At 65.1% G+C, this 12,837-nt stretch carries 7 protein-coding genes; 2 read left to right on the forward strand and 5 right to left on the reverse strand.

Going from position 1 to position 12,837, the window contains the following annotated elements:
• Window positions 1-838: 838 nt before the first annotated feature.
• Window positions 839-1,858 (forward strand): hypothetical protein, encoded by a 1,020-nt coding sequence (locus tag NM2_RS07260; protein ID WP_067665672.1) that lies wholly within the window; start codon window positions 839-841, stop codon window positions 1,856-1,858.
• A gap of 576 nt (window positions 1,859-2,434) precedes the next feature.
• A complete protein-coding gene (gene mobF / locus NM2_RS07265; RefSeq protein WP_067665674.1) occupies window positions 2,435-7,552 on the forward strand; it encodes a MobF family relaxase in 5,118 nt (1,705 codons plus the stop codon).
• Between the two features lie 47 nt (window positions 7,553-7,599).
• Here the strand turns inward: mobF and NM2_RS53360 are convergent, their stop codons facing one another.
• The 5 genes from NM2_RS53360 to NM2_RS07285 all read right to left on the reverse strand — a co-directional run bounded on the left by NM2_RS53360 (window position 7,600) and on the right by NM2_RS07285 (window position 12,059).
• Window positions 7,600-7,902 carry a DUF6907 domain-containing protein gene (locus tag NM2_RS53360; RefSeq protein WP_439956847.1) on the reverse strand — a complete coding sequence of 101 codons (303 nt, stop codon included), beginning with the start codon at window positions 7,900-7,902 and terminating at the stop codon, window positions 7,600-7,602.
• Between the two features lie 476 nt (window positions 7,903-8,378).
• Entirely contained in the window at window positions 8,379-9,278 is a 900-nt protein-coding gene (locus NM2_RS07270; protein WP_067665677.1) for a phosphotransferase family protein, read from the reverse strand.
• Window positions 9,275-10,723: a helix-turn-helix domain-containing protein gene (locus NM2_RS07275; protein ID WP_245717883.1), complete on the reverse strand. Its 1,449-nt coding sequence runs from the start codon at window positions 10,721-10,723 to the stop codon at window positions 9,275-9,277. Before NM2_RS07275 ends, NM2_RS07270 begins: the two co-directional genes overlap by 4 nt.
• A 45-nt stretch (window positions 10,724-10,768) precedes the next feature.
• Window positions 10,769-11,200, reverse strand: a complete 432-nt coding sequence (locus tag NM2_RS47250) for a DUF397 domain-containing protein (protein WP_084530559.1) — start codon at window positions 11,198-11,200, stop codon at window positions 10,769-10,771.
• Window positions 11,187-12,059: a helix-turn-helix domain-containing protein gene (locus NM2_RS07285; protein WP_067665686.1), complete on the reverse strand. Its 873-nt coding sequence runs from the start codon at window positions 12,057-12,059 to the stop codon at window positions 11,187-11,189. Before NM2_RS07285 ends, NM2_RS47250 begins: the two co-directional genes overlap by 14 nt.
• Window positions 12,060-12,837: the final 778 nt, after the last annotated feature.

Consider the following 12,837-nt stretch of genomic DNA (forward strand, 5'->3'; position numbering starts at 1 on the left):
ATCCGTACCTTGCCACTGTCGATGATCTGTCGCTTCTCCGGCAGGTTTTCGAACGGTTCAATATCGGCACGAATCGGCATGCGACCCAGTATTTCCAGGCACGCAACCGATCCCTGTCCATCGGCGACGTCGTCGCGATCGGCGACCGCTACTATGCCTGCGCGAAACCGAATGGGTCCCGATCGGCACACCCGCGAATATCGTCACACCCGAGCCGTGCCTATAGGCTCCGAGGATTCGCTCGGCGGTGCCAGGGCGGCGTAGCTCACCCCGCTACCTGTGCTCAGAGGCACGTCACAGCATGGCTGCTGCGCGCGGGCGTGGCCGCCCGCGTCCGACGCCTGCGGCGTCGTGCCCGTTCGGGGCGCGCCTGCATTGTGTCGATGCCGCCCCTCCAGCCTCAAGTTTTCGTAGCGGCCCGCGCCCGGCGCACACGAATTTCCCGGCGCGGCGTTCTGCCGCCGGCGCACGTCGAGCGCTGATCGCGGGGAAATTCGCCTGCGCACGCCCCGGCGCGTTCCGCCACGAAAACTTGACCCCGGAGCCTCTGCGGCACCGCGCGCAGGCGCTTACCGGGCAGGCCAGGGGGCCTGCCCGTAGGGGCGCAGCCGCGCCCCGAACGGGCAAAACAACGCCGCTCACCCCAGGTTCTCAATATCCGGAAAAGCCGGAATTCACCCCCTCTCCTATTGTGAAATTCACACTGAATTAATTTATCCCGGACGTCGAATATCAATTATTCTCGCCCGTGATGAACTAGAATCGAGGGTGAACAAAGCAATTCGGGAAGGTCAAGCCCGGAATGCGAGCCGAAACAGTAACCGGAGGGTGTGAAACTATGTCCGTCGCAGTATCCGCGCCAGCGGAACAGACACCGACCGTCGTAGAGATAACGCATATCGCCGATCTCGTCGGAGCGGGCCAGATGGCGCGCGCACGAGAGATCGCAGGCGAAGCCCTGGGCCGCGTGAGCCACGAGCAACGATGGGTAATAACCCACTGTGTACGCATTCTCGAGCTCTACCCGTACGACATTGCCCGCCGCAAACTCGGCAATCTCGCGCGGATGAACCCCGCCGACGCGGCACTGATCGCACAGTGCACACCCACGCAGGACCCGCGCACCTACCGCCCGGATACAGTCACGACCGAAGACGCACGTCCGGACGCACCAGTCCGGACGCGCTACACGACGCCCCGACGATCCGCCGACGACGACGCGCGTCGTATCCGAGGAGATGCGCAGGCCGGAGCGTACTTTGCCGAACGCGGCCCCGAGCCCGCCGAGAACCGGATCCCCGACGAACCGCCCGCCGGTTACCAACACGATTTCGATTATCTCGCCGCACACGAAATACGCGGGTTGCCGTGCGTGTGTTGCTTCTGCGAACGCTCGCAACGCGACAAGCAGAAGAAAGACGGACTGTGCGGGGAATGCCGATCCCGCCGCCGTCCCGGATTCCTGACCATGGCACACGGCCGACCTGTCCCGGTAACCACGCTCGAGGAGTACATAGCCGCGTGGTGCATCACCGTCGCGATACGCCACCCCAAGCCCGCGCGCGCTATCTTGCGCCGCCGTTGGCGTCTGGGCAGCCCCAGCGCCCGCGCCGTCATCGAACACGTAGCCGAGGACTACCTACCGCCCCAGGAGACCGCCGCGCCCGAACCCGCACCAACCGCCATGCTCGACACCCAGACCCCAGGGGACCAGGAGAACCCGCGAGGACCAGGCGGAATGTCCTCCGACGCCGATATCCTCGCCCGCAATGACGGATTCATCGATGAAATCCGAGACGGCACGCTCACCGTCGAAGTTCCCGCCAACGAGCCCCAGCCCCAGCCCGCAGCCGCGTAGGCCGACCGGTCCGGCGGACCCGCGCGCGTCGGCCCCGCCGGACCGACATCCGACACCCGCTCACACCCCCAACCCACACACCCACCCGTCACCAGCCCACACCACACCGACCACCCACGCGCACCCGCACACCACATCTCCCACCCAACACCCGCACCAATTTTTCTCACCACATACCTCTTGCATCCAGGTCACGAAACCGTAACGTCCTCACTGTGTTTCGTTCGGTCATTGCTATCTCCGCAGGTCCGAAGGGGGAGAAACTCCGGGTGATCGCCACTCGGAGTGGGGCCACTGACAGTGGCGGCGAAATGCCTGGACGCACAACATATTTCGCGCCTGTCATGGACCTGTAGACGCCAGAATTCTCTCCCCGGATCGATCGGCTCAACCGGCCATGAGGTCGGTGTCGATCCGTGCGACGCAGCAGCAGAACCAGATCGACCGGTCGTCGTTCGAATGCTGTTGCAGCCCTGGTGACTACAGCCTGTGCACCCTGATGCCGGCACCGGCGTATGAGCGTGTCGGGCGCGATCCCGCGAGGAGTGCTCCCTCGAGGGCCAGGGGTGTGTGGTCATGACGGCGACGATTCACAAGCTGGCAGCCGGATCCGGCTACACGTATCTGACCAAGCAGGTGGCCCGCAACGACGTCACCACCTCGGGGAAAACCTCGCTGGACGACTACTACTCCTCACGCGGGGAGTCGCCTGGGCGGTGGATGGGTTCCGGGCTGGCCGCGCTGGGCATCTCACCGGGCACAGCGGTGACCGAGGCTCAGATGAGGGCGTTATTCGGCGAGGGGCGCCACCCCAACGCCGACGCGATCCAGAAAGCCGTCCTGGCCGAGCACATGGCGCAGGGAGGGAGCCGGGATGTGGCGGCCCGGATCGCTTTGAAGGCCACCGAACTCGGCTTGCCGTACCGGATTCCGAAGCCCAACAGCGAATTCCGCCAGAGGTGTGCGGTCGCGTACGGCGAATACAACCAGGCACGCGGCCTGCCGTGGGAGGCGGCGATCGCCGACGAGGAGCGCGCGCGGATCCGCACCGCCATCGCGATCGAGATGTTCACCGCGGAATACGACCGCTCGCCCTCGACCGACCGTGAACTGTCGGGGTGGGTCGCGCGCAACTCGCGCAACGTTCCCACCTCGGTAGCTGGGTTCGACGTCACGTTCTCGCCGGTCAAGAGCGTGTCGACGCTGTGGGCGGTCGCGCCGCGCACGATCGCCCGCAAGATCGAGGACGCGCATCACGCCGCCATCCGCGACGCCCTCGCTCACCTCGAGAAACATGTCGCCCGAACTCGACTCGGCGCCAACGGCGTGGCCCAGGTCGACGTGGAAGGGCTCGTGGTCGCCGCCTTCGATCACCGGGACAGCCGCGCTGGAGACCCCGACCTGCACACACACGTCGTTATCGCCAACAGGGTCATGACCGCCGATGGTTTGTGGCGCACCCTGGACGGCCGAATGCTGTACCGGGCGCTGGTCGCGGTGAGCGAGATCTACAACACCCGGCTGGAAATGCACCTGCAGGCAACGCTCGGCGTGGAATTCGCCGAACGCCCCGACTGCGATCCCCGCAAACGGCCGGTCCGCGAAATCATCGGTGTCGCACCACAACTGAACCGCCGCTGGTCACGCCGCGATGAGGCGATCGTAGCCCGACTGGGTGCGTTGTCCACCCTGTTCCAGCTCGAATACGGCCGCGAACCCACCGCCGAAGAAAGCTACCGGCTGTCCCAGCGCGCGATCCTGGAAACCCGCGACCCCAAACACGAACCCCGCAGCCTGGCCGAGCAGCGCGCCGCGTGGCGCGCCGAAGCCCGCGAACTCCTCGGCGGCGACGAAGGGATCGCCGCCATGGTCGCCGCGGCTTTGCATCCCGTCCGGACACCGCGACCAGTGATCACACCGCAATGGATCGCCACGCTCGCCGACGAGGTGATCGACACGGTATCGATGTCACGAGCGACATGGCAGGCCACCCACGTGCGCTCCGAAACCGAGCGACGCGTCCGCGGCCAAGTCGCCCCGGACGAGTGGGACGCGGTGACCACAAAGGTTGTGGCAGCCGCGTTGGGGCCGGATCGGTCGATACCCCGGCGCGAGCCCGACCTGTTCGACGACCCCGAACTCCTGCGGCGGCGCTCGGGCGCGTCGGTGTTCACGGTCGAAGGCGCCACCCAGCACACCTCCGCCGCGGTACTGGCCGCCGAATACCGCCTCGTCGCCGCCGCGAAACTGACCGGCGGGCGCACCCTGTCACCGACCACGGTCGACATCGCGCTGCTCGAGTTCGACATCAACAACAACCCCGCCAACACCGACGACCGCAAACTCACCGCCGGGCAGATCGACCTGGTACGAGAGTTCGCCCTGTCGGGCAACAGATTCCAGCTGGCCATCGCCCCGGCCGGCACCGGGAAAACCACCGCGATGCAAGTGTTGGCAAACGCCTGGCGGTCCGAGGGCGGCCACGTGCTGGGCCTGGCGCCCACCGCCAGCGCCGCCGCGGTACTCGGCGATGACATCCACGCTCCGGTCAACACCATCGACAAACTCACCCACACCCTGAATGCCGTGCTCGCCGACGGGGGATCGAAAACTGTGGTGCCGCAATGGATGCACGACATCGGCCCCGGCACCCTGGTCGTCATCGACGAGATCGGCAAAGCCGGCACCCGGCACCTCGACCACGCCGTCGCCTGGCTGCTCGCACGCGGCGCGACGGTCCGCGGGATCGGGGACGACCAACAGCTGACCTCCGTCGCGGCCGGAGGTGTCGTACGCGATATCGCCGAAACCGTCGGCGCGCTGTCCCTGTCGCACGTGATCCGGTTTCCCGACCGCACCGAAGGCGCCGCGTCGCTGGCGCTACGTGACGGCGACCCCGCCGCGATCGCGTACTACCTGGACAAACACCGGGTCCACAGCGGCGACACCGCCACCGTCGCCGACCTGGCCTACACCGCCTGGAACCGCGACCGCGCCGCAGACAAGGACACCGTGATGCTCGCGCCCACCCACGACCTGGTGCAACAGCTCAACCAGCGCGCCCGTGCCGACCGGCTCGCGGCCGACGGCGCCCCGGACCCCGATCACGAAGTAGAACTCGCCGACGGATTGCACGCGTCGGCCGGGGACATCATCTGCACACGACGCAACGATTCGCGCCTGACGCTGGCTGGCAACGACTACGTCCGCAACGGCTACCGGTGGCAGATAGCCGAAATCCACACCGACGGCAGTCTCACCGCCTCCCACCTCGCCTCGCACCGCCGCGTCCGACTCCCGGCCGACTACCTCGCCGCCGACACGACCTTGGGCTACGCATCGACCATCGACACCGCCCAAGGCATCACCGCGGACACCTGCCACGCCGTGTTCACCCCATCGGTCACCCGCAACCAGCTCTACGTCGCCGCCACCCGGGGAAAACACGCCAACACCTGGTACGTGACGTCCACCCTCGACGGCACCGGACTGTCGCTGCTCACCGACACCGCCGCCGCCCCACCCACCGCCGTCGACCTCCTCACCGACATCCTGGCCCACGACGGAGCACAGAAGTCCGCCACCACACGACAACGCGACGCATACAACCCCCACACCCGACTCGGTCCACTCGCCGACGCCTACAGCTACGCCCTCGGCACGGCCGCGGAGCACAAAGCCGGGCCGGACACCATGGCCGCCATCGACACCGCCGCGCAGAACCTGTATCCCGGACTCTCCAACGCACCGGCCTGGCCAACACTGCGCAAGCATCTGGCGCTCCTCGCCGTCGAGGGCCGCGACCCCGTCGCCGACCTCGCCGCCGCGATCGCGCGCCGCCCGCTTGAGGACGACCCCGCCAACCCCGCCAGGGATCCCGCCGCCGTGCTGGACTGGCGCCTCGACGAAACCGGCGGTCACAGCACCCGGCCCGGACCACTCCCGTGGCTGCCCGACATCCCCGACGCACTGCGCGACGATCCCGAATTCGGCCCGGGGCTCACCGGCCGCGCGTCCCGCATCCGCGAACTCGCCGACCGCATCGGCCGCGACTGCTCGAGCTGCACCACCGCCACCGCTCCACTGTGGGCCAGACCTATCGCGGGCCGGCATCAGCCGCTGCTGGGCGAGCTCGCCGTGTGGCGGGCCGCCCAGCGTGTGCCGGGTAACGACCGTCGCCCGACCGGACCGCAGCGTTACCGCATCGTCGAGCGCCGCTATCAACGTCGCCTCGACGAACGCCTTATTCGCATACTGGGCGATCTCAACCACGGCACGATCCGATGGACCCCCACCGCGAAAGAGATCGACCCCCGCATCGTGTCCGACTCGTTCTGGCCGGTACTCGCCGAACGCCTCGACCTCGCCGACCGCGCCGGTATCAACGTCACCACACTGCTCCGCCACGCCGCCGCACAAGCCCCGCTCCCGGATGAACTGCCCGCCGCCGCACTATGGTGGCGCCTGCACGACCGAATCGGAACCGCCAGCCTCGACACCGGCCAACCAGCAGGACGACGCTTGAATCCGGAATGGATCACATCCCTGCAGAATCTACTCGGCCCCGAAACTACCGAGCACGTCACGACGTCACCATCCTGGCCGCACCTGGTCGCGGCCATCGAGGAAGCCGACCCCGACACCTGGGTACCCGAGACGCTCCTGGCTTCCGCGCTCGACCTGCTGACCAGCAACCAACCCGGCGATCTGAGTCACCTACGCCCCGACGAAATCGCGACAGCACTGGCCTGGCGCGTCGAAGCGATCCACCGCCACACCGACCTCGACCCCACAACAGTGCCACCCGAACCCCTCGATCCCGACCTCGACGACATGCTCGCCGAACCCGAAGCAGACCGCCAACACCACGCAACACCCGACAACACCGACGCCACCCCAACAGCGACCCGGCCACTACCGCCGGACCTGGCGCCGGAATCCGAACAGGCACCTGTCAACCCGTTCCGGTGGATCCCCGCCGCCGAGCTGGACGAACACATTCGACTACTTCCGTCGCGGATCGCGGCCGCCCGCAGCGCCGCTGACACCACCACATTTCCGAAAGCACCCACCGCGACCGAACAGTTCGATACCCGCCGCACCAACCTCGCGCGAGCCCACCAAGCCATCCTCGACGCCCGCGCCGCTGCCCCCGCCCGGCGCGCCGCCGAGAACGCCCTCGCCACAGCGCGTGACCACACCGAACACCTACGAGCCGAGACCACCACAGGCCGCCGCAGCGCCCGACACGCAGCCGCTGCCGCACTCGCCCAGGCCCTCGAGGCACAGCGCACCCTGGAAACGGCCGCAGCAACCGCTCGAACCACCCACACCGAAGCGCAACGCCGAGCAACCCTGGCAGCCGGCCCCACGGAGCGTTGGGACAGCGTTATTCACGAGGCAACCGACCCCGACCAGCGCACCACGGACCTCGCCGCCGCACACCTGGCCGCCACGGAAAAACGAGAACGTCAACGCCGCGAAACCAGGCGCGCCGCAGACGAACTCGCCCGCCTCGAACGCGAACTCACCGACGCCCAAGCCGAGCAAGCCCGACGCGACGGCCTGTCCGCCGAACAGTTGGCCGCCGAAGACCAGCACCGCACCCCATCACCCCGCCAAGAATCGCCGCCGCCCGCCCCGCCGGATGCAGTTCCCTCCACACCCGAGCGTGCCGACGACCTCGGCCTCTGACCTGGCATACGCTCGGCATCACGTGGGGTGACAATCCTCGACACCGCTCAGATTTCGGCTTGGACACTCTGCGACTGCAGCACCGCGGCCAGCTCCCGCGCCTCGTGCGGGCTCAGGTCGAAACCGTCCTTGCCGCTGATCGACACATCGAGATGGGTCCGTCCGGGGCAATCTGACGCCGTCTCCGACCACGCCGCCAGACGCACCGTCAACACATCAGGAACATCAGGGCGCGCACTACGACTCAATTCCAGAACCGCCGGCGGACCGTAATGCATCACCCCATCCAGAGGATCCTCCGGCAATGCGGTGTGCCCAACACACCAACTCGGGCAGCAAAGAATCGTCACCTGACCACGCCCTCCAAAACCCCGTGCAAATCCGGCGTCGGCGCACGTCAACGTTACAACTTCGAAGGCAGGGTAGCACCATCGAGCGCCCGTCCTACATCCCTCAGTATTCGGGGCGGCTCGACTGCGGGGACCACTTCAGGTACTTACCGCGACGTCGGGCTGTTGTCTTTCGACCAGACCGGGTTTGAGCCAGTGGCGAGGATGAAGATGAGCACCGGGTTCTAGTTCCATAGGAAGTCGCAGGTGGGGAGGTCTTAGCTCATCTTGACAACGTGTACGACGGCGAGGGGGCATGGTATGTGGCCGAGGTGCACGGTGTCACGTATCGGCGATGCCACCGGACGCTACCCCCCGCCGGTCGCAGTCAAGCCAGCTGGATGCGTCTCCGCCCCCGCAGCAGACCCAAGCGTCTGATCATCGCGATCGCGCGGAAGAAGGTGTGGATCCTTGTCCGAAGACCTCATAGGTGTTGCTCAAGCGAGCGGTCGCCACCCCGCCCACGGGCGTGCACCATGCTCCCCTTGGAGGCATGACAACCTGTGAAGTGCTTGATCTCGATCGGCTGGGTTGGTTTGCGAGCTCTGTACTGCCATACAGGTCATGCGGAACTCGCGGATGTCGCGTAGGAGTTCGAATCCTGACCATGCTGTGACGTCATGGCCGTAGGTTTCGCAGAAGTCTTGGTATTCGCTGTGGTCGCCCCATCCGAACGAATGATGTTTGAGCGCGGCGTGCACGAGGTCCCATTCGGGTGGGCCGATGGAAGTGCGTTCGAGGTCGAGCAGAAACGTGCGGCCGTCGTCGGTGGAGACCACGTTGCCCACCCATGCGTCGCCGTGGATCACACACCACGGCAACCCTTCGGTCCGTGTTTCCCATCGCTCGCGGAGCCGCGTCAGATGATTCCGCATCCAGGCTCGGTCGATATCGTCGAACGATGCGGCACTCTCGATTCGCTGGTCGAGTCGGACGAACGGCTCAATGTGTCCGAGAGGAAACGATGTCGGCGGCGATAGGTGATGAAGTTCGCGGATCATGATTGCGACCTGCCGTATCGTGCCGTGCCGATGATCAGGCAGCTCCTGCCAGAATGTCACCGGTCGATCCGCCACGATGACGGGTTGCTCAATCCCCGCGATGGTTTGCACAGCAGACAGGCCGGAGCTCTCGAGCCACTGCGCTGTTTGGACTTCGCGAACTGCGGCCGCGTGCTGGCCGGGGCGTCCGACCCGGGCGATGATCGGGCCGGACAGTTTGTAGATGGCGTTCTCACTGAACCGTAATGGTGTGGCATTGGCGGCGTCGATACCTGCCAGCGTGCATGCCTGTTCCAGGATCGGCCGGTATTGGAGATCAGGGTCGATAGCTGTCATGCGATGGTCAGGAGTGTGTCGATGCGCTGGGTCAGGTCGGTGACTTCTGGTTGTGTTGGGTGTGTTGCTGCTAGTCGGCGCAGGTCGCGGAGGTCATCGACCGCGCGGCTCGAGCGTAGGTGACCGGCGTCGGCCAAGGCGTTGTTGCCGATGGTGGCCGCTTCGACGGGGTCCGCGGTGGCCATGACGAGGGTTGCGAGTTTGGTGGCTGAGATGGCGCGGGATCGGACGAATGCATCCCTGTGGCCGTCCACTGCGGCGGCTAGGCGCTCGGTGGCGTCGGTGACGAATTTTGCTTGACCGACGGCGATGTCGAACAGGGCGTGTCCGGTGTCGCCAGAGTGCTGGGCGTGGTCGTAATATCTCATCCAGACTGGATCCGCCGCAGGGTCGGAGTGAGCGAATTCATCATCTGCACGGCCTACTGCGGTCACGGTCTCCTGCACCCGCCCCATCTTGGCGAGTGCTCTGGCCTGTGTGGTGTAGAGCATGGCGCGTTCGGTCGGAGTGAGCCGATCGGCGCGGATGAATGCCTGCTCGGTGGCGGCAAGCCCGTCGGAGGGGCGTCCACACCAGATCGCTTGGCGGGCGGTCGATGACAGAACCTTGGCTCGCAGATGCCAGTCATCGCCGGCTTCGGCGCAGATCCTGGCCAGTGCGAACATGCGCTGTGCATCGTTGTGTGCGTATGCGTCGAAGGCCATGAACCCCGCGGTGTGGCCGAGAAATCCCACGGCGGACAGTAGATCTGGACGTTTGCTCGGTGCGATCGTCGAATCGAGCAGCGTGACCGCATACCGCAGTTGGGCGGCCACGGTCTCCCGGACCAGCCCGCCACCGTAGCGGTTGTCCCACGACAGGAATGTTCGTGCGGCGGAACGGACTTGCTCGATCTCGGTGTCTCCGATCCGGGCCGGGATCAAGATTGGATCGAGGTGGGACAGCAACGCCATCAACGAGTCTGAGGTCGCGGTGGCGGCGGTAATCGCGGCGGCGCGGAGAAAACCGTGGCGATTCACGTCTTCGACGGTACCGGACGACCCCGGCGGCAGCTTGAACCACAGGACCTCTTCCGGTATCCGGAGGATTTGAGCCCATCGAATCAGTTTCCCGAATCGATCAGGTGCCGGTCCGTTTTCGATTCGGCTCAGCTGTGCTTGAGTGAGTCCCAGCCAGATGGCCACTCGCTCCTGGGCGAGCGGCTGGGCGTGGGAGGGGTGCGTGCGATAGGCATAGATGACCTGCCCCATATGCCAAGTGGCCAGAGCGTCCCGCATCGAATCGGTCCGCCAGAACGACAGAGGTAGGACGGGCGGGCCGGGTTCGGTGAACCCATCGTTAGCAGCGCACGTGCTACAGACGGGATGCAGATTGTAGCGGCTTAGTCTGCTGCTGCACTGTTCGCAGTATCGGTCCTCGGATATGCGATTCTCGGACGCTCCCATGTCGGTTTCCCTTAGCGGTTCACATGATCAGGTTAATCGGCCGCATCAATGGCCTTCTTCCGTGCCTATATTCGAATTCCGCGGGGCGTTATCTGCGAATTCTGAGAATTCGCCCCTCTCTACACCGGACTCAAATGCGGTCCATTCCCCGGGAGTGAAGGTCAGTCTCGTTCCGTCATTCGACCTGAGCGTTATCTGGCCGCCCTCCTTCTCGACGATCGGCAGGTGGTGATCATCGCGAAGGCCATTGGGGACCATGGACAGGAACGCAGGCCATCGATGGCGGGAAACCTCGATGATAGGTTGAGACTCAGGGTCGTTCGCGGGGTCGCGGAGGTATTTGCTGTCACGCAGATATACGGTGTCATCGCCGAGGAAGACCTCAACACACTGGGTGCTGCTGGTCGAGTCTGACGATTTAAACCAGCCACGTGGGTCGGGCATACGCGAATTGATCACCGAGTCAGGATAGGTCATCGGCGAACTTTTCCATCAGGGCCAGTGAGTCCGCGGTGTTCAATGCCTTTTCATACCCTTGTCCGAACGCGATGCTCATGTCCTGCACCGCCTGGTCGTCCTCGATCAGTGACCCGAAGTTGATCGATTCATGCCATCCGATCGTTGGAATGCGTGCACCCGGAAAGTCCAGGAGATGGAAGGCGGCGGCGGCCCCGACGATCGCGCCGACAGTCACCGAGAACGGCAGCACCCGGATCTGAACCGCTCCCTCGCTACGGGCGCAGAGATCGATGACGTGCTGCAACTGCCGTTTGAGGACTTGTGGTCCGCCGACCTCCTGCCGCAACGCAGCTTCGCTGACGATTGCAGTCACCTCGAGTGGTTTTTCGGCGGCGGACAGGCGCTCTTGTCGGCGCATCCGTGCAGCCACATATCGTTCGGCATCGACGCGCCGGATATGGGCCGAGTCCGAGAGGACCAGGGCACGGGCGTACTCCTCGCTTTGGAGTAATCCGGGAATCAGCGCCGCACTGTAGGTGCGGATACTCTGAGCGCCACTCTCGAGCCCAAACAGCCTGCGAGTCTCCTCACCGAACAGTCCTGAGAAGTCGGCCCATGGATCTCGTTTACTCGCCGACGAGCGTAGAGACAGAAGGTCCTCGCGCTCTTCGGGGGCCTCGATCTCGAGTAGGTCCATCAACGCTTCCATGTTCGTCTCGGTCAAGACATTGCGGTACTTCTCCACGTGAGTCCAGTAGGTGTTGGAGAACCCGAGAGCGTTAGCGATCTGAACCCCGGTCATGTCCATGTGCTCACGACGCTGCTTGATCCGCAACACCAGCTCCAGCCGCGCCACCGTGGGGGATGTCGAGCTCATCAGACCACCTCTCCGGTCAGGTTACTCACCCCAAGACTCTAGCTGCCGGGGTACAAGGCAGCTATATACGTTGAGCGTATAGCGCACTAAATTTAAGTGATCTAGCCTCCGGTTACCACGTCAACCCAGGACCAGAGGCTGGTGCGATGGAACACAGGAACACACCAACGACAACCGTTGAGGACCAGGTCGGGCTGGTTGCTGTGGACATGGCGCTGCCTACACGTTCAGAACTGGCAAAGGCAGTCTGGGGCCAGTCGTTGGAAGCTGCCGGAAGGCTCGTTTCCCGCGCGATTGCGCATCTGCCGAATGCGCTGGCTGAGTTACATGCGGAAGACCCCGGTCGACGCGAACTTCCAGACTTCGAAGGGCCGCGAACAGCATTGCTGGACCAACTAGTCGACATGCTGGCGCCGAGTCTGCCCTGGTTGCCCGAGCGTGATCTGCGGGCGCTGGCAGATTGGCTCTCCCAACTCACTTGCCTATCGGTGCAGGGCAACGAACACCTAACCCGAGTTGTGCAGCAGCATAACGGCGGACGTCTTCCCGTCGCTCAAGCTTGTGTTCTCAGGTCGCTGAACTGCGGTGGAATGCTCACAGTGCATCCGATCCGCGCCGCAACATGCCTGTCGACGGGGAAGATTCGCCGGTCAATAGCTCCCCTAGCCGTCAGGGATCTGATCTTCACTGGTCCTCGCGACGGACGATGGGAGATCACTCCACAGGGGGCGGCCATCGTGGCCGAGTGGCGCACAGCCTTGAGACCCGGTGCACGTGG

The sequence above is a fragment of the Nocardia miyunensis NBRC 108239 genome (assembly GCF_001613065.1).
GTDB lineage: Bacteria > Actinomycetota > Actinomycetes > Mycobacteriales > Mycobacteriaceae > Nocardia > Nocardia miyunensis.